General features: G+C 44.6%; 15 protein-coding genes. 6 read left to right on the forward strand and 9 right to left on the reverse strand.

Annotation, left to right across the window (positions count from 1 at the left end; all coding sequences use genetic code 11):
* Positions 1–70 precede the first annotated feature (70 nt).
* The 4 genes from ABF638_RS30775 to infC all read right to left on the reverse strand — a co-directional run bounded on the left by ABF638_RS30775 (position 71) and on the right by infC (position 5,621).
* Entirely contained in the window at positions 71–634 is a 564-nt protein-coding gene (locus tag ABF638_RS30775; RefSeq protein WP_435026666.1) for a DUF3124 domain-containing protein, read from the reverse strand.
* 71 nt (positions 635–705) lie between these two features.
* Positions 706–1,383 (reverse strand): potassium channel family protein, encoded by a 678-nt coding sequence (locus ABF638_RS30780; RefSeq protein WP_435026667.1) that lies wholly within the window; start codon positions 1,381–1,383, stop codon positions 706–708.
* A gap of 180 nt (positions 1,384–1,563) precedes the next feature.
* Positions 1,564–4,569 carry an MFS transporter gene (locus ABF638_RS30785; RefSeq protein ID WP_435026669.1) on the reverse strand — a complete coding sequence of 1,002 codons (3,006 nt, stop codon included), beginning with the start codon at positions 4,567–4,569 and terminating at the stop codon, positions 1,564–1,566.
* Between the two features lie 518 nt (positions 4,570–5,087).
* Positions 5,088–5,621 carry a translation initiation factor IF-3 gene (gene infC / locus ABF638_RS30790; protein ID WP_435026671.1) on the reverse strand — a complete coding sequence of 178 codons (534 nt, stop codon included), beginning with the start codon at positions 5,619–5,621 and terminating at the stop codon, positions 5,088–5,090.
* A 510-nt stretch (positions 5,622–6,131) separates the two neighbouring features.
* Here infC and ABF638_RS30795 point away from each other — a divergent pair.
* The 3 genes from ABF638_RS30795 (at position 6,132) to ABF638_RS30805 (ending at position 7,742) form a co-directional block, all read left to right on the forward strand.
* Positions 6,132–6,332, forward strand: coding sequence for a hypothetical protein (locus ABF638_RS30795; protein ID WP_435026672.1), 201 nt, complete (start codon positions 6,132–6,134; stop codon positions 6,330–6,332).
* 87 nt (positions 6,333–6,419) lie between these two features.
* Positions 6,420–7,100 carry a HEAT repeat domain-containing protein gene (locus ABF638_RS30800; protein ID WP_069071167.1) on the forward strand — a complete coding sequence of 227 codons (681 nt, stop codon included), beginning with the start codon at positions 6,420–6,422 and terminating at the stop codon, positions 7,098–7,100.
* Between the two features lie 75 nt (positions 7,101–7,175).
* Entirely contained in the window at positions 7,176–7,742 is a 567-nt protein-coding gene (locus ABF638_RS30805; RefSeq protein ID WP_435026673.1) for a phycobiliprotein lyase, read from the forward strand.
* A 533-nt stretch (positions 7,743–8,275) separates the two neighbouring features.
* Here ABF638_RS30805 and ABF638_RS30810 read toward each other — a convergent pair.
* The gene (locus ABF638_RS30810) at positions 8,276–8,632 is read right to left on the reverse strand and encodes a hypothetical protein (RefSeq protein ID WP_181930729.1); all 357 of its coding nucleotides are present in this window, start codon (positions 8,630–8,632) and stop codon (positions 8,276–8,278) included.
* 142 nt (positions 8,633–8,774) lie between these two features.
* On the opposite strand from ABF638_RS30810, the gene ABF638_RS30815 reads away from it, so the two are divergent.
* Entirely contained in the window at positions 8,775–9,254 is a 480-nt protein-coding gene (locus tag ABF638_RS30815) for a hypothetical protein (RefSeq protein ID WP_435026674.1), read from the forward strand.
* 422 nt (positions 9,255–9,676) lie between these two features.
* Here ABF638_RS30815 and ABF638_RS30820 read toward each other — a convergent pair whose 3' ends face one another.
* The 4 genes from ABF638_RS30820 to ABF638_RS30835 form a co-directional block, all read right to left on the reverse strand.
* The gene (locus tag ABF638_RS30820; RefSeq protein ID WP_435026675.1) at positions 9,677–10,927 is read right to left on the reverse strand and encodes a catalase family protein; all 1,251 of its coding nucleotides are present in this window, start codon (positions 10,925–10,927) and stop codon (positions 9,677–9,679) included.
* Positions 10,927–12,840 carry a di-heme-cytochrome C peroxidase gene (locus ABF638_RS30825; protein ID WP_435026676.1) on the reverse strand — a complete coding sequence of 638 codons (1,914 nt, stop codon included), beginning with the start codon at positions 12,838–12,840 and terminating at the stop codon, positions 10,927–10,929. The genes ABF638_RS30820 and ABF638_RS30825 overlap by 1 nt, the downstream gene beginning before the upstream one ends.
* A gap of 968 nt (positions 12,841–13,808) precedes the next feature.
* Positions 13,809–14,006 carry an NblA/ycf18 family protein gene (locus ABF638_RS30830; protein ID WP_435026677.1) on the reverse strand — a complete coding sequence of 66 codons (198 nt, stop codon included), beginning with the start codon at positions 14,004–14,006 and terminating at the stop codon, positions 13,809–13,811.
* Positions 14,007–14,139: 133 nt separating this feature from the next.
* Entirely contained in the window at positions 14,140–14,379 is a 240-nt protein-coding gene (locus tag ABF638_RS30835; protein ID WP_181930033.1) for a hypothetical protein, read from the reverse strand.
* A 408-nt stretch (positions 14,380–14,787) separates the two neighbouring features.
* Here ABF638_RS30835 and ABF638_RS30840 point away from each other — a divergent pair, with 408 nt between their 5' ends.
* A complete protein-coding gene (locus ABF638_RS30840) occupies positions 14,788–15,795 on the forward strand; it encodes a zinc-dependent alcohol dehydrogenase family protein (RefSeq protein WP_435026678.1) in 1,008 nt (335 codons plus the stop codon).
* Positions 15,796–15,804: 9 nt separating this feature from the next.
* A complete protein-coding gene (locus tag ABF638_RS30845) occupies positions 15,805–18,063 on the forward strand; it encodes a pentapeptide repeat-containing protein (protein ID WP_435026679.1) in 2,259 nt (752 codons plus the stop codon).
* The last annotated feature ends 97 nt before the right edge of the window (positions 18,064–18,160 follow it).

The raw sequence follows: 18,160 nt of genomic DNA on the forward strand, positions 1-18,160 counted from the left end.
AGGGGCAATTCATGAATTGCCCCTACCGCGTCGATATATCTACCATCAAACAGGAGTCAGAATTTTGACCTTATTTTAAAGGCGATCGCTGATCGTTATTTTGACTTTTAATTACCCTACCAGGACTGATAAAAGAAATTCCTTGTTGAAAGTCAGTACCAATCATGACTGCCTCCACTATCGGGTCGGACATTTCTGTTTGGGCTACCCACTCCACAATAAAGTTTGCGCCTAAACCTCCACTAGTATCATTTCTATTCACAAAAAAAGCTGTAGAAGCTAGCGCATCAAGTTGAATCGGGCGCTCCAAATACTGCTTAACTAATTTTCCATCTGAGTTATAGTAGCGCACAGAAGTAATGACGATGGGATTAGTCAAATCTGTATTCCGAATACTGAGCGTAACTGCTAACTCAAAAATTTCCTGCCGATTGTGATGATAGATATGAGAATAGACAGGAACATAAACAGTTTGGCTGCTTGCTATCTTAAAATTCTGATCCAGCGTCACAACCTTTTGGGATGGGGTTATCTGAGCAATATCAGGTTGTGACTTTGGTGGAATCTCTGGTGATTTACAAGATGCAATAAAAATAACAGCGATCGCTAAATAAATATATGGGTACGGCTTCATCACAATTATTTACACCAATTATATAAATGTAGCTAACCCCACCTCATAAACAGTTTAAATAGAGACTGCGCTCAACATCTTTGTTCGATAAAATCAATGACTTGATGTAAAGATCCTGGTTTAGTCACAATCAACACTGTTGAATGAGGTTCCAGTATTGTACTGCCGTTAGGAATCATTAAATTTTCGTGGGGATGGGGTTGATAACCAATAATTAGCGAGCCAGTAGGAAATTGGGAATCCTGAGCAATTTCGGCAACACTACGACCAGCAACATAGCAATTGTTAGGGATGGAAAGTTTCAGAACCTCAATCTGTCCCTGCTCAAAATGCATCATTGATTCCACTTGCGGATACTCAATGGCATTCACCATTGTTGAAACTGAGAGTTCAACAGTACTGATGATATGGTTAGCTCCAGCGATACGTAACGGTTCAGCAAAATCGGGGTGGCGCATCCGACTCAAAATATGGGGCGCACCGTAGTGTTTAGCAAGAGTTACCATTGCCAAGTTTAAAGCATCACTTCTCAGAACCGCAGCCAAGGAGCCGGCTTTACGAATCCCAGCTTCTAACAATACTTCTGTACTCACAGCACTACCTTCAAAAGCCATTGCTCCTACTTGTTCACGGGCGTAGCGGCAAGCGATAGGGTCAATGTCAATTACGGCAACAGTGTGTCCTAGTTCTACCAGCTTTTGCGCTAAACTTAAGCCCACTAAGCCTGCTCCACCGATGAGTACGTACATGACTGTTCTTGATGCTCTTTGAATTTTTACTTCACTTTACAGGGTAACAAAATTGTCATTGGTCATTGGTCATTTGTCATTTGTCATTGATCATTAGTTATTAGTTATTAATGCTGGTTCCACAGCGATTGGATGTTTTTTTGAGTTTAAATCCCTTAGCAGCAATGGAAATAAGCAAAATCATTTGTGATTTTTGAATTGGTATTTTTCGAGTAGCTCTTTAACTTGAGCAGCGACTAAAGGATGTGAATCTTTTTGTAACTGGGGGAGGATTTGCAGGAGAACGCGATGTGAAACCATGTTCAAGTATGCGATCGCAGCTTCCCTAACAAAGCCAGTTGGATGACGCAAACTCACTAAAATCTCAGAACTGGTCAGTCGGATGCGTGTCACTTGAGCATAATGAAAACAACAAGCTAGACACCAGTCAGAAAGGAAGTTCCCCAACATCAGCAATCTGTGGAGGCGATCGCTAACCACCATACTTTCATATTCTACAATCTTGGCTTCTATGAGATATTGTAATTTTTCTGACTGTGGTCGGTTATCTAAAATATTCAGCAATAAAGACTTTGAAGACAAAGTTACGGTATGCTCTAAGATTTCCAACCCCCGCGCTAAGTTTACCACTGAGAGCGATCGCAGATTAAATGCTGCTGCTTGCATCTTTTCTGGCGAATAAAGCAGTCTCAGTAACAGTAGCAGCCGTTCCTTGACATCCAATTCCAATTCTAGAAGGGCGCGTTGCAGTAACTCAGAGACAATCACAATCCTCTCACTGTATTGATAATCTTCTTTTTGGTCTAATGTTTTAAAGTCAATGTATGCAGCATAAATTTCACCTAAAAACTTTAATTCCTGCTTGATTAAATTTTCTACCCGACTTTCATAAAATCGATCTACTAAACCTGTAATTCCTGGTTGTTTATGTATTTTTAGTAAGCTGCGGAGAATATGATCTCTAGTAATACCCCAAGATGCCTCTAAGTTTTCCCATAAAGTCTCCAATGCTTCCTGAGTGCCGACTTGAGCAATGGTGCGCCAAGCGTACATCCGCACTACTTCGGGTTTGTAAATATTCGTAGCCAACCGCAACAGCATTTCTAGAGCTTCATTTTCTAGTCGCATTAGGGCTGACATTGCTGTACTGCGGGTTGATTTGTAATAAAGTGCTGCAATCAGTGCCGAATAGTATTCTTCTAAATGGGTTGCTGCGATCATTTCCAATACAGCACAGCGCACCCGTAATGACTCATCTTGTAATAAATTTGGGATGTGAATCCGCAACGCCTGTAAATAAACTGCTTCTCTGAGCGCTCTCACTCCATTTACCCGTTCGCGTTCTTGCTTATGAGTCAGCATCCGGCGCATGGTTTGGGTAGCTGCTACCTTTTGCATGGGTGTTCCCTGGCGTAAGACTAAAGCGGCTGCGGTAGCGCGGATGAGTGAGTTTTGGCGGGGGTGTAAATATTCTTCTAAGAGACTTAAGTTGGGATTTGGTTCAGCCAGCCAAACGTAGCGGAGTGCTAAAGCAAAAACTTCGGGATTAGTTTCCTGAGATTGTTCTAACAAAGGACGGATGGCGGGTAGATAAGCAGGATTTACACCTCCCGTCAGCATCACTTCCAAACTTTGGCGCTGCAAGTCTGGGGTTAACTTCACTAGTAGCGGTGCTAAAACTTCCGCTGCTCCAAGGGAATCAATTTGGGCTAAAAGTTCAATACAAGAGCGTTTATCAGCCTCGCTGCCTTTTTCTGCTAAAGCTTTGACTACTCCCTGCTTAAAGAATCGCAAGCCCACATTAGTCGCACTCAAGTGACCCCGTGCCACACTCAAGACTAACAGTTCAACATAGCGCGATCGCAATTCCCAAACTACTGTTAAACAGGTGCCAGCTATCAACATTGTTTCTGCTACCAACACCCACTTTTGCAGTGGTACGGGTACAAACCGCCCACAAAACAATAGAGTTACAAAAATTACCGCTCCTGTCAAACCTGTAGCGATCGCTTCGGCGGTTCCACCAGATAAAGTCTGCATTCGGCTGCGAATTCCTTCTGGAATCGGTTGGTACAGGATGGGGCCGCTACTCATGACAAAGGTGTAGCGCAGAAGTTCATCGCAGAATTTAACAATTATCAGACCCCAGAAAAAGCTTTGCGATTGAATGGCTGGAATTAAATGCAGTAATACCAGCATTCCTGGTAGTGCAAAGCCGACGGTGATTGGTAAAAGTGTGGCGGTGAAAAATACTCCCATCCGTTCGATGAGTCGGCTGGAAATAAACCACTGCAACAACAACTCACACAGCCCCAACATCCCACCAAAAAGACCCAAAAAGCTAGCAAGTTCTCGGTCACTCAAATTGGATTTGAGTTCGCGCAGATATTGAAAATCTATTAACAACCCAATGACTTGCAACAAACCCACAAAGGCAAACAACTGCCAAACATAGCGCTTCAGCGGGCTTTTGAGAAAACGCGCTCGTGAAGCTTGTTCTTCAGGAATTAGTTTTTGTGGGGTTTCAGGAAAAGCTGCTCGATAGTGATGAGTTAAATAGAATAGAATCCCCGATCCGAGTAAAATCATTACACAGGCGATGAGGATGATCTTATTCAGCGTGGTGTATTGTAGCAGCCAAGGTAGACTAAAGCCACTGATTACATCTGCTACTAAAAGGCCACTACTGACTAGTGGATAAGTGCGCTTAATCTCCCGAATGTTAAATATTTGGTTGGCGACGATGGAGGTGTTGAGGTCATTGACCACATAAAGCGCATCGACCCATAGCCGCAGCAAAAATACCGAAATCACTGCCAGGTAGGAAAAATGCGATCCCCAACGTAATACAACTAATAAAACTAATGGCATCAACATACAAGGTGCGATCGCCACAATCACCCGACGTAAGGGAAAAATCTTTTGCAGCCACGAGTATAAAAAAACCAGTCCCGCACTCATTACGGCACTGGCAATATACATCCACGGCAGTAAATTAGTCCCATATTCATCCAAAAACAGCGCCACCGTGCTGTCCTCTGCCCACCGCAATCCTACAGATACAGTTGTATAGAAAAGGAACATTATCTGAGTTCGCTCACTCTCCTCTGGTCGGAGATTCACCCACTGTAGTAGTCGTGTCAGAGCACCTTTATTTGCAGCCAACCAGTAATTTTTCAGTTCCATGCAGTTTTATTTTCTGGTAGTATCACCGCGTAATGGGAAGCGGAGAAGCAGGGGGACATGAGGAAGCAATAGGTTCGGATAAGCATTTTGAACTCAGAATTACTTTTGGGGAAAAGGTTACTGGGTTTAGGTTAAAGGTTTTTTCTTCCCCATTCCCCATTTCCCTTTCCCCTTTAACTGAACCGTCTCGCCTCATCTCCTGGAAATAGCAAAAGTCCTGAGCAACTGAGTATTATGTTTCCCACTCAGCCTTCAGGACTATCGATTTTAGATAAATTTAAATGACCTGAGAGTTTTGGGTGTACATCCAATACTTGTCGGGTTTTGGGGAAGGGGAAAGGGGAAAGAAAAAACCTTTAACCTTTAACCTTTAACCTTTAACCTTTTCCCAAACCCTATTCCGAGTTAAAAATGCAAAACCCGAGCAGTATTGGGTGTACATCTTGTATCCAAACGAAAAATCCCCTAACTATAAGTCAGGGGATTTTCAAACTAGGTCTATTAATACAGTTAGAAGATTATTTTTTAGGCGAGATGAGCATCATCATGTTTCGCCCTTCTTTTTTAGGCGCTTGTTGAACCTCACCAAATGGCTCCAAATCCGTTGCCATTCGCTTGAGCAAATCTTCTGCTAGGTCGCTGTGTTGAATTTCTCGACCCCGGAACATCACAGTCGCTTTAACTTTATCGCCATCTTTCAAAAAGCGCTCTGCTTGCTTAACACGCACGTTGTAGTCGTGTTCTTCAATTTTGTAGCGCATCTTAACTTCTTTGACATCAGCTGTGTGCTGCTTTTTCCGGGCTTCTCGCGCCTTTTTTTCCTGCTCAAACTTGTATTTCCCGTAGTCCATAATCCGACAAACTGGCGGGTCAGCTTTGTCACTGATTAGCACCAAATCTAGCTCTTTTTCTTCTGCTAGCTGTAGTGCTTCCTGTGGGGGCATAATTCCCAGCTGGGCACCGTCAGTGTCAATGACCCGAATTTTCGGGAAGCGAATTCGTTCATTAATTTGGGGCAGATCACGAGTTCTTTTCTTCTCAATCACAGGCATTATGATTTGTGGGAGCTCTTAATGAAGGATTTGGTGTGGTTTAGATTGGTATGCCTCAGAGGCAAAATACAGAAGTAACTCAAGACTGAAAACATAGTCTACAGTTCTAGGGTAACTAATCCATAAAAGAGTTGCGTCGCTAGTATTTGTCATTCTACTCACTCTCAGAGAATTTCTCTTCAATAGTTAATCTAAATTACACAACCTAGACTCATATTAAATATTATTACAATTATTTAGCAAGACTTTTTTGCGATGTCTACGACGGGCTACACCTACGCAGCAGCAATTAGCTTGGGGGATTGAACAAGAGGCAAGGGAGCAGGGTGCAGGGTGCAGGGGGGACAGAACAGAAAAGGGATTCGACCTATTCCTGTTCAAAAACCACTTATGAGAATTGGGGGACTCAGACCCATTTTCTCCCTTTCATTCCACGGCAGGATGAAGGAGTCATTTCCCCCCGCTCCCTGCCCCCTGCTTCCTGCCCTCTGCCTCTTCATTGAGTCGTCTGTGGGGCCGTTCAAACTGATTTTGGCACAGTCAATTATGCCAGCTTGTGCGATCGCCTTATCCAAAAAAAGCTTGGGTGAAATCCGTCCTTTTCACGATGATTTTCTTACACTCAGCACCAATGACCAACGACCAATGACCAATGACAAATTACCAATGACCAATTGTTTATTTGTCACTCATAATCGAGGCATTTTGTAAAGTCGCCAAACTCCTACTTCACTATGGCGACAGCGTGATCAACGGATCAGGTAAATTAAGATAAGTAAAGAAAACGCTTTGAACTAAATGGCAGCTCTAAGCTTACAAGAAATTTCTACTCAGTTAGAAAGTCCGAATTTACGCGATCGCATGGTAGCCCTTGCTAATCTGCGTAATGTTCCCCCTGAAGATGCAGTCCCTTTAATTAAAAAGGTACTGGATGATGAATCTTTGCAACTGCGATCGATGGCAATATTTGCCCTCGGAATCAAGCCGACACCAGAATGTTATTCAATTTTGGTAGGAATTCTCGAAAATGACCCAGATTATGGTATCCGCGCTGATGCCGCTGGTGCTTTAGGATATTTAGGTGACGCCAGAGCCTTTGAAGTGCTGTCGCGGGCATTTTATGAAGATACTGATTGGCTAGTACGCTTTAGTGCAGCCGTTTCTCTAGGTAATATTAAAGACCCTCGTGCCCGTCAAATTCTTCTTCAAGCATTGGATAGCAAAGAAGTAGTGTTGCAACAAGCTGCAATCTCTGCGCTGGGAGAAATTAAAGACATTGAGTCTGTCGATAAGATCCTGCGCTTCGCCCAATCAGATGATTGGTTAGTAAGGCAGCGTCTGGCAGAAGCCTTGGGAAATCTTCCCACTCCCAAGAGTGTTTCAGCTTTAAAATACCTGGAAAAAGACAATCATTTCAACGTTGCCGAGGCAGCCAGAATTGGCCTCAAGAAGCTTGAGGAAATAGACAATCAAGCTTAATATTAAAGCCTCCTGCTACCTTTTAATAATAATCAGGTGAGAATTTTAGCATTTTGATGCAGGGTAATTTCATTCATGAATATTGAAGAGTTTTTTCAGTTAAGTACTGGTAAATGGTTTTCTCATCGTACTAGTCAACATTTGGCTTTTAACCAATCGGAACATAGCAAGTCAGACATCATCATTGAGACATTGGTAGTAGATCATCCAGAAGTGGTCAAACTGTGTCAACAGTACAAAATTAATCCTAGTTCTGCTTCCTGTGCTACCAAAATTACCTGGAACGGGACAATGGACAAGGATCAAGCAAAGCACAGTGGTTCAACTATGTTAGTTTCGATACCTGATGCGGATAATCCGACTCAAGGCAAATTGCTGCGAGAAATAGTTGATGCCAATAAAATTCCGGTTGCCGGACGCTATAAATTTGACAGTGATGATGCTTTGATTCTAACTATAGAGGATGAAACCATCTACTCAGAGGAGCGCCTGTGGTTTGCTAGCCCCAATTTGCGGATGCGGGTGAATATCCTCAAGAGTTTTGGTGGATTTAGTATCACTTCCTTCACCTCTGAGATTCGTATGGGTGGATTTCCGCCAGCTGCGAAGACTTCGGAAGCGGCTAACTCAGTATCTAGTTAGTTTGATGTGTAGCTTGGGTTGAGTAACGTAGACGCGAAGCGGCTTCCCGTTCGCGTAGCGTCTCCGACAGGAGAAGGGTAACCCAACATTTTTCGGGGTTTGTTGGGTTTCGCTGTTGCTCAACCCAACCTTGTACCTTAGAAAGAGTAGTAGATCGTCCTAAACTTGGTCATAATAGACCGCTTTGTAGCATGGATCACTACAACAATCTCCTAGACAGAACTCGAACAGTCGCCGGGGTCAAAACTTTAAACACTGGTATTTAAAGTATACAGCCCGTATCGGGCAAGGATGAGTGTAATCAAGGAGATGAATTCAACATATTGTTGAGTAATGTTGAGAAAAAAATGGGAAATATCTCTGTGTGGATGTTTTTTGTTAGCGATCGCTTGACCTTCAAGACAGTCGCGACTGTTCTTCTTAACCCAAGCGTATTGGCTTAGTACCCACCACCAAATTTTAAAAGACTTTTTCCCAGTCCCCAGTCCCCAATTGTGGATGTTGCTTATAAACAAAGGTAAATTTGTGGAATCTTAATAGACCAAGGGTGTCACACCGCGCATTTTACGTAAAGAATTTATACAAGCAGGACAATCGCAGTTAAATAAGTCGGTTGCCATATCGCTTTCTTCGTTATTGAACTCCAGCATGGGAACATTTTCTTGAGAAAACTCTATTTCCGACTGATATTTAGGAATTTGAGCCAATACAGAAGCCCTTGCACACACTAATCCCACTTTATGTTTATTGCGTATACAAGATAGTCTGTCTGTGGTTTTGGCTTCTGGTTGTGGTTCTACAGCTTGTGCTTGATTCAGCATTACTCCCATAGAGAGAATAGAGCTAATCAGTATAGGGGAAGAAAGCAAACTCAGTATGAATTTGTTCATTAGTTTCCTTAAAAAACAATCTTGATCGCTCAGATTATCCGATTAAATCTTACAGTGCAAGTAAACCTGCATCAGGAATTACTTTAACTTAGAAGCTCGTAAGTACCGCCGTGTTCCAGCGCCCGTTGGGAGGTGTGGGAGGATGGGGAAGAAGTCTTCCCCCCACACTCCTCTTCCTCCCCTGCCTACACTATGCGTGAGAAATCCGGGCATAGCGTTCGACCAGATACTCAACGAGATCGCACCCGATTCGGCCAGAGTCATGGCACCGTCGGTAATCACTGGTGACTTGTCGAGGGGATGTACCTCACGCAGCGATGCTGGCGATCGCTTGATTGTTTTAGCCACAAGTAGTAGTTTGCAGCGAATTGAATGGGGTGAAATGCTGCCTCGCCTTTGGCAGGTGCAGATTGAAAAAGCTCTAACGACAAATGCCATTATGTATGGTGCTGAAGAAATACTTTTGATTACGGGATGTAGTTCTACTACTGCTAGGCAATGGATGAATAATTTGCCGAGAGTTTTGCCAATAGCACTTTATAAACATCAAGCTCAACGTCTCGTGCGTGAGTTAGCAAAAGTACAAGTTTTGGCAAATGTAATCTTCATTGGGCAACCTTGAACTTCCCATGACTATAATTTAATTTAAAATAAATAATTCATAATTATTACCCCACGCATATAGCTTGCCCGTTGCGGTATTCCCTTGCTCTGAAATATCAATGCACCGTGCATTTTTCTTGGTCAATATTGTTTGGTTTAGCAAGCCGTAATTTGATTAAATCTCACATCTGAGAGTGTCATCGCAAAAAAATTCTGTTACCAAAAATGTTACGAGTGTATTGTACTTGGGCAGTTACTTTATCATGATATATAGTTAAGCTCCTCACACCACACGGAAAGCCGTGAAACAAACACTATGTTTCACGGTTTTTTCCTTTTCATAAATAATTTAATTTACAGTGAAACACAACCTTTAGTGGTTTTCCATGCCTGACACTGTAGAAACCCAAGCGGTGAATTTCTTGTCCAGGGATCAGAAAATTACCGTAAATTTTTTCTAGTATGGCCTATGGGGATCTGATTCGGCTCTTTGCGAGGCACATTGTTCATCTTGCGGCGAAACTCAGACACCTTCTCGTAAATGAGCAGTCGCGATCGGTTCATCGAACCCAAGGGCCGATGTTCCGGTAAGGAATGCCAGGGCGTGAACGCGAGGTTCTCTGCCATCTCTACCCTACCGTTAGCGTCAATGTCTTGCTTCGGGATGCGAATGATCGCGACCTGTTGAAAGGGAGACACCATTTCGTCCCACAGTTCCACAGGATCTTCTACAGGCATCGTCATTGGATCGGCTTGGATCTGGACAGCAAACTCGTAATAAACGTCTTCTGATCCGACCTGTTTCTTCATGACTTCCCTCAGGAAGTCTGGCCCCATCGTCTTTGGTTGGCGGTTAGCGCTCCGGGAAATCGGGGTGGCTGAGAACTTAATCGCGTTCGGCCCTAGCAAGTATGGCGTCTGACTCCAGTAGCGAATCTGGACGGGATTGAACAATGGCTGCGATCGCATGGACATGATCGCCTTGAGTTCCGTGGGTCGGGTCTCAAAAAACTTCTCGATCTGACCCTTCAACATTTCCTGATGCAAGAGTTCATAATCCTTGAGGTTTCTTACGAAGAAGGTTGGGAAATTGATCATCACGAAATCTTGCGTCTTAGCATCCTTTTCCGATTCAAGCAGTTTCTCGCCCTCGACTCCGAACAGTTTGATTGCCATTCCGGCAGCCTGTGGCACTCTGTCCTCTTGAACCTCGACATTCCCGGCAGAAAACCGGATCAGGGCATCAAACGTGCGCGGCGTCTTGAACACGCCGTAGCGCAATTCTTTTGGGAGATTATCGAGCACGATGAATTCGGCATATACCAAGCCGTGTGCTTTCGGATGCGCGTCGCGCAAGACTGGCCCAGTACCGGGCGGAAACTGGGTGTGCAGTCGCGCTAGCGACGCGTTGAGGATCGAATCAATGAGATCCTTTTCACCCGGCTCGATGGATTCTTGGGCTAGAGCAGGGACGGCTGGCTTTGGCACCGATACCTCCTTGGGTGCGCCGTCGTCAGTGCCTGGGTTTTTAACGTGGAAGAACCTCTTGTCTTGCCAAGCACGGATGGGGTCTTTCGTCCGGCCAAATGGAGTGATCTGTCGGGGTTGGTTCGGGAAAGAAGGGAGCGTCAAAGCCAGTGCAATCACCCCACTGGCTAGCACCAGAAGAACGATTCTTATCAGCTTGCTCATTAGTCCCTCCTAAAGGTGACAATTTCGCCTGGGTTGATCGATTCTTGGGCTAGAGCAGGCTTTGTCGTTGAAGCCGGTGACAACTGGGGTGCGCCGTTGTAAGTGCCTGGGTTTTTGACGTGGAAAAACGTCTTATCTTGCCAAGCACGAATAGGATCTTTTGGCCCGCCAAATGGAGCAATCTGTCGGGACTGGTTTGGGATGGACTTCATATACTCGACCAATGCCCAGCGCTCATCCTCAGTCAGCAGTCGTCCGATAACCCCTTTCCCAGTAGGTCTGTTCTCAAAGGAATGTCCAGCGTTGGAATTGCCGACCAGCGAGGTGTCAAATAGGAACTTCCCAGATTTCCCAGACGTGTCCACGCCGACCTTCACCGGATCGAACTCTCGCCCGATGAAGAACGTTTTAGACCGCTCATTGTCTGGAAGCAGCAATTCGTAGAGATTCGGCACTGAGCCATTATGCAAGAAGGGGGGCGAGGCCCACATACCTTCAGCCGGGTTAGCCTTGTAGCCGATCGCCGGAATCGGATCGGGCGGCTCTGGATAAGAAGCCCGATAGCCGTGTGCCGAGACGAGTTCCTCATCGCTGAGTTTGAGCTTGGCTACCGCCTTGTCAAAGATCCCACGCTGTATCGCCTGGAACACAACGGGCGGTGGAGCGATCGCAGCCCCAGTGTCCGGCGCCGGCAGATACTCACTCATCCGTCCAGTCTTGACCGTCGGGTTGCTCTCGAACTGCGGACTTGAGAACTGCCCCGGATCGGTGCCGATAACATTGACGGAGACGATCGCATTCTCGATAAATCGCTTGTCTTGCTTTTTGGGTTCGCTCCAACGGTGCGGCCAGGTGGAGTGGCATCCGGCGCAGTTTTGCGCGAACAGTTGCGCTCCCTTGGCGGTCTTCTCTCGATCGATCTTGCCGAGAACACCTTCGGGCCATTGAGGTGGTGCAAGTCTCCGTAGAAGAGCCTCGCTGGCAATTTGGCCCTGAAGGTCTACGGTGGAGTCGAACAGCCCTAACTTCGGCGTCTTCGACGTTAAATCCATCCTCGCAAACACCCCCAGAGATTCACCCTGATTGCGGAGGATGGGGTCAAACAAGACGCCACTCCACTGCGCCCAGGCTGACTGCGGTATGTTCCAGACGAAAGACGGCTTGACTGGTGCGATCGGCGCTACCCAGTTTTGTGGAATGTCGAGCCAACGGGACTGCACCTGATTGTGAATCAGGCGGAGTGCATCCATGCGTCCCGGGCCAACAACGGTCGGTGTTACCGCAAGGATGCCGCGATAGCCATGAACTGCCGCCGCCTCCTCTTTCAGGCGCTTGCGTAACGCTTCCTTGCCAGCATCATCACGCTGTCCCAGCTTCTCTGCTAGCCGAGCGAACTTTTGCGGATCGGCAGCCGTTGCCGCCAGGGTATCATCCAGTCCCTCGATGAAGGCATGAACATCGAGTGTGGTGTTGTTACCGCCCGAAATACTGATCTTGGTTCCCTTGTGTTCGATCTGTCCATTATGACAGGCGGCACACGTCAATCCGATCCACTTGCCTTTCCATCGTCCGTCCGCTACCACCGTATTGGTTATGCCGATGGGTAGCCCGTTCGGGTTGTATTTGGAATCGGCGGGTTGGGGGACGAATCCATACTTGGCGAGGTTTTCATCGGCACGGAACAGCCCCTGATTATTCGCCGCCTCAAGGTTTAGGAAGATGTCGTAAGACATCGCAGCCGAACCCTGTGAGGTATAGTAATAGCGTAGCCGATCCTCTTGAGACCAACCTTGATCCAGGTAGACGACTTTCGCCTTTGTCGGTCGGTCTTGGGCAAACGAGGCGAGCATGAACGCCAGTGCCATCACCACACTGGCTAGCGCGAGAAGAACGATTCTCATCAGCTTTCTCATCGGTTTCTCCTAAACGTGATGATTGACCCATCTCCCTGCGGCGGAAACGAGTAGAACTCTGTCTCTGGCTCTCTTATTACCTCTAGTTATGAGAGTTTGACTTCAATCTCTTTTAAGTTTTATTTTTTTATTTAATTGCTTTTAATCTCTTAAGTTCTCATCCTACAAGAGGTCTCTTGCAAAAAAAATTTGCGGTATATTGAAGGGTTTATCTACTGTAATTTTAATCGTGCGATGTACAAGCGTGCCCGAAAACTATCTAGCCGCTTTCTTCAAGCGATACATGGGTGCCGCCTAATTCCCAGTCCCTTGTATTTGCGAGGTTGTGTAAAAGGGACTGGGGATTAGGGATTGGGGACTGGGTGTAAAATCGAAAAGTTATGATGCTTGCTCATTACCCACCACCAAATTTTAAAAAACAATTCCTGTTACCCAGTACCCAGTACCGGAGCGGCGAGGAGTTGAGAAGTCTAAACTATTACTTTCCTCTGCGACTAGAAGTCGCGGCTACACATACAAAACCCGCCTACGCGGGTTATAAAACTCGATTTTCTGCTAGTCCACGCAGGTGGACTTAGCTTGTGTAGTAGCTATTTATATTCGCTCAAAACTTTTCAAACAACCTCTTAACTCATCCTGAGTATCTCAACAAGAAGTTAGAAGAAATTTATCTCCAGATCATGACCTTTTTTTAATTAAAAATTAAGAATAATAATAATTTTTCATTAATTAATTTGGGGTACAAGCCCCCACTGATAGCGCAGCGTTAGCGACGTAGGAGCGTCTTGCAATTTTTAATTAATAATTTTTAATTTTTAATTGGAGCGTACTCTTTCAGAGAAGCAAGCTACGCGCAGCGTCTCGTAGAGAAGCGACTTGACATCCTTTGCCTGAATAATTCCCTTGTTGGTAATGACTTGGCAAGGATTACGCCGTAGTAGATTCGTGGCACGAATCTACTACACAGTTTACCCGGAGACTGTACCTATATCTAGTCTCCACTCCTGTTTGAGCAATTGCTGGAAAGTCGTTTCCCGAATTAGCATCTGTTCATACAGCACAAGCAAAAACTCTTGAGCTTGTTCATGGGACATCTGTTCCACTTTGTCGGCAAAGCAACGGATACTAAATTCTTGTTCTAATGATAATTCGATGGGTTGATTCATTCTTGGCTCCTGCATTAATTGGGGGCGAAAACGAGAAGCTCAATACTGGCGTGTTTGATATGTTTAAATTACCAGAATCCAGATTAAGCCTCTCTAATCACCGTTTCAGACTTTTAGTTAGTAACTAACCTGTTTATAGAGAGTTATTGAAATAGGTTGCCCAAAGAGTTCCAGTTACTCCAAGAGCGATTAACAGGTATGTAAAAAATTTGCCTAATTCAGGTTGTTGTCCTAGTACCTTATCTTCTTGACCACCAGTGAAAAATAATGACCAAGCTTGATTGGCATTAATTTTCTCAAAGTTGTTAAAACTAGGTCTGAAAACGACTGCTCCAAGCAAATTTTTATTGGGAAAATCAAAATCGGTTTTCATGATGTTTTCTCTATTGTTTTATTGATTTGATCAGGGGTTTATTGTTATCTGTTAACTAAATTCTGACATTAGGGATTTTTGCCCCTCTTAGATTAGTCATTAGGCTGATTTTTTTCAAATCTGCCTGAGCGTATCAGTCTAAAACTTCATTGGCATCCATATTGGTTGCCTCGCAACGAGTAGCGTTGTCGCTGGATGTTTTTATTATAGCTATATTTCGAAATATTGAGTTTTATTTCAAATTGAAAAAAAATATTAAGTTGATTTTTCCATATCTACCTTGGAGATGCGTAGGCGTATCGCGCCTGTCACCAGACATTGCAGTTTTGCCTCAGAAATAGCTCTGTATCTACCCTCTTGCGGTAAAGTTGCATAAGAACGTGCATCTAAAGCCAGGAGGAAAGAGTTGTGAAAGCAGTCTTGATGACGGCAGCTGGCAGTCCCGAAGTTCTGCAATTACAGGAAGTGCCAAACCCTGCTGTTCCTGTAGGTAATACTGAACTTTTAGTGCGTTTGGTAGCGGCTGGAATTAACCCGATTGACACTAAACTTCGTAGTCGAGGCACTTTCTACCCCGATCGCACGCCGACAATTTTAGGATGTGATGGTGCGGGTATTGTCGAAGCGGTGGGTGCTGGTGTTCAGCGTTTTCGCACAGGTGATGAGGTATATTTTTGCTATGGTGGTTTGGGCGCACACCAAGGCAATTATGCTGAATACACCGTTGTGGATGAGCGGTTTGTGGCACGTAAACCCACGTCTATCTCCTTTGCTGAAGCAGCCGCAGCGCCTTTGGTGTTAATAACCGCCTGGGAAGCTTTATATGAACGGGGACGATTGGAACCTGGGGAACGGGTTTTGATTCATGCGGGGGCTGGTGGTGTCGGTCATGTAGCAATTCAATTGGCTAAACTCAAAGGTGCTACTGTTTCTACCACAGTCAGTTCTGAGGAAAAAGCTAATTTCGTCAAAGAATTGGGTGCTGACCATGTAATTTTTTACAAACAAACAGACTTTGTGCAAGCGGTATTAGATTGGACTGGCGGCGAAGGCGTAGATTTGGCTTTTGATACCATCGGCGGCGAAACCTTTCACAAAAGCTTCCCCGCAGTGCGAGTCTATGGCGATATTGTGACGATTCTCGAACCAGATGCCAATACTGTTTGGAAAACTGCTAGGCTACGCAATCTCCGCATTGGTTTAGAATTAATGTTGACACCCGCGTTGCTAGGATTGGAGGAAATTCTCCAGCACCATGCAGCAATTCTCGAACAATCTGCGACTTGGATCGATGAAGGCAAGTTAAAAATCCATGTTAGTCACAAGTTTCCTTTGAAAGAAGCAGCTAAGGCGCACCAATTAATTGAAAGCGGGTCTGTGGCGGGTAAAATTGTTCTGCTGATTAGCGACGAATGATCCAACAATTTGCATAAATTATTTTTTAAACGCAGAGGCACACAGAGGTTAAACGCAAAGGTACGCAGAGGGGTTTCTCTGTACTCCTTTGCGTTTATTTGCGTTTTTTTAATTCTTCTCCTCTTCCTCTCCCTACCTGCTTGGGCAGCACAAACGCAGCCAGAACGCACACCCTTAACTCTGGAATTATTACAAGAACGACTGCGTACACCCACACTCCGCGAAGGCAATTTGACTGTCGATTTGCAGAAGATGGTGATTGATTTACGTCCAGAAAATGCCAGCTTTCGTGATGCTTTTTACCAATTATTGCGAAAAGAATTAGGTGCAAAACCTTTAGGTTTAGACCTCAGCTATGCTTTGATTTTGGGTGATTTTGTAGGCAGCGATTTGGGTTTAAGAACACCCTTGTATGTAAAAGCGATGTCTGGCGACAAGCCGCGAGGCGTCTACGCTCCCATTTTCACTGCTACCGAACAAGAAGAACTAGAACGTTTACGCTTTGTTTGTCTAGAGTCACTTGCAATCGCTTTACCCAACTCAAAAGATTGTCGATCGCTTTTAGGAACAGAGTCAACCCCAGCCAGTGAAATCGCCGTCTTTCGTGGTGCTTTGACACTGGTGCAAACTCGCTTCAATGGCGAAGTGAAGTTCTCCAATACATTTTTTCTTCAGTCTGTGGATGCCCAAGGTGCAACTTTTTTCCAACCCACTAACTGGACTGAAAGCAGATTCGCTCGTCCCGTTAGTTTCACCAGCGCTAACTTCCGGCAACCAAGCAATTTTCAGAGCAGTATTTTTTTTGAAAAAGCTAATTTCAAAAAAATCAAATTTCAGGAACTTGCTGATTTTCAAGGCAGTATTTTTGAAAAAACTGCTAACTTTAACCAAGCAACTTTTAAACTTTTGGCTAAATTCAGTAGTGTGCAATGGCAAGGAAATGCTGATTTTTCTGATGTGTATTTTGCTAATCAAGCCCAGTTTACTAAAGCAGATTTTAATCAGTTCCTCCTTTTAACAGAAGCGACTTTTGAGCAAGCTTTAAGCTTCCGGGAAGCGGAGTTTAACAAATCGGTAAATCTGCAAGGTGCGAACATTCTTAACCAAGCAGATTTTAGTGATGCGATATTTGCTACAGAGGCTTGTTTAAGCGTACCTGGTTTAACTTTTAACTCTAACCAAGCGAAAATTTTAGGTAATCCCGGTCAGATTGGTAAGATGTTCTGTATCCCAACATTGCAAGGTAATCAAAACATCTTGCGGAATTTGGGGCAAAATTTCCGTCAGCAACAGCAAGTTGCCGATGCCAATGAACTGGAATATACAAAACAACGACTGCGATTAAGAGAGTTCGGCCGTCGTCTGACGGCTACAAATATTAATAGTGCTTCTGTTGCAAGTTTGATTAACCTGGGTTTTTCTGCAACTCAAGCCCAAGCGATCGCCCAGCGTCGTCTGCTAAAATCCTTTCGCAACAGTAGTGAGTTACTCACCATAGCAGACATCGATTTAGAAAAATATACCCAATTAAGCGATCGCTTAATTGTTGGCGAAACCCTTTCTATACTTGGCTGGTTACTGCAAGCTTGGAGTTGGTTGGCGTTGAGTGTATTGCTGTTGTTAAGTGGCTATGGTACGAATTTTTGGTTAGTATTTGGCGTGGGAGGATTAGCGATCGCTTATTTCGGCTTACTATTTTGGCTGGTGGATCGCTATCGTCGGCTGCATCCCGTACCAATTATTCCCACATTCTACGAAACCATTTCGATATTAATCAGTTTTAGCGTTTTAGAATTCTTCAGCTTACTAGCGATCTTTCGCAATGCTCAACAACCTTGGCTGACGTTGGGGTGTCTTTTAATAATTATTGTCCCCGTCCCAATGGCTTTATTGATTCGACTTTATCAACAAGGTCGTTATCACGATTTAATGGACGTTTCTTACTTCACAGAAGACGGTACATTTCGCCAGTTACGATTATTGATTGGGCGTTTGCCAGTGATACCAAGGAATCAGACATTTCGGGAACGATATATGCCTTTGTTGTGCGATCGCCGCTGGAATTGGCTCAATTACTATGATTTTAGCCTCAACAACCTAGTTAAATTAGGATTTAACGACATTCGTCTACGAGATGAACATTTACCAGGTATCATCTCTGCACTTGCTTGGTATCAATGGAGTTTCGGTTTAATTTACATCACCCTAGTTTTGTGGACACTTTCCCGCACAATTCCGGGATTGAATTTGCTGATTTATCTGAAGTAGCTATTTAACATTTTCGGGCTGCCACTGTCGATTGTAAACTTTAATATAGCAATCCTAAATGAGTTGTGAAAATGCGCGATGTCCAGATCCCCGACTT

The sequence above is a fragment of the Nostoc sp. CALU 1950 genome (assembly GCF_051172895.1).
Taxonomy (GTDB): Bacteria; Cyanobacteriota; Cyanobacteriia; order Cyanobacteriales; family Nostocaceae; genus Nostoc; species Nostoc edaphicum_A.

Bases quoted from the DNA above. Each gene is read 5' to 3' on its own strand.
- ABF638_RS30775 (WP_435026666.1), bottom strand. From the start codon at position 634: ATGAAGCCGTACCCATATATTTATTTAGCGATCGCTGTTATTTTTATT.
- ABF638_RS30780 (WP_435026667.1), bottom strand. From the start codon at position 1,383: ATGTACGTACTCATCGGTGGAGCAGGCTTAGTGGGCTTAAGTTTAGCG.
- ABF638_RS30785 (WP_435026669.1), bottom strand. From the start codon at position 4,569: ATGGAACTGAAAAATTACTGGTTGGCTGCAAATAAAGGTGCTCTGACA.
- infC (WP_435026671.1), bottom strand. From the start codon at position 5,621: ATGCCTGTGATTGAGAAGAAAAGAACTCGTGATCTGCCCCAAATTAAT.
- ABF638_RS30800 (WP_069071167.1), top strand. From the start codon at position 6,420: ATGGCAGCTCTAAGCTTACAAGAAATTTCTACTCAGTTAGAAAGTCCG.
- ABF638_RS30805 (WP_435026673.1), top strand. From the start codon at position 7,176: ATGAATATTGAAGAGTTTTTTCAGTTAAGTACTGGTAAATGGTTTTCT.
- ABF638_RS30810 (WP_181930729.1), bottom strand. From the start codon at position 8,632: ATGAACAAATTCATACTGAGTTTGCTTTCTTCCCCTATACTGATTAGC.
- ABF638_RS30815 (WP_435026674.1), top strand. From the start codon at position 8,775: ATGGGGAAGAAGTCTTCCCCCCACACTCCTCTTCCTCCCCTGCCTACA.
- ABF638_RS30820 (WP_435026675.1), bottom strand. From the start codon at position 10,927: ATGAGCAAGCTGATAAGAATCGTTCTTCTGGTGCTAGCCAGTGGGGTG.
- ABF638_RS30825 (WP_435026676.1), bottom strand. From the start codon at position 12,840: ATGAGAAAGCTGATGAGAATCGTTCTTCTCGCGCTAGCCAGTGTGGTG.
- ABF638_RS30830 (WP_435026677.1), bottom strand. From the start codon at position 14,006: ATGAATCAACCCATCGAATTATCATTAGAACAAGAATTTAGTATCCGT.
- ABF638_RS30835 (WP_181930033.1), bottom strand. From the start codon at position 14,379: ATGAAAACCGATTTTGATTTTCCCAATAAAAATTTGCTTGGAGCAGTC.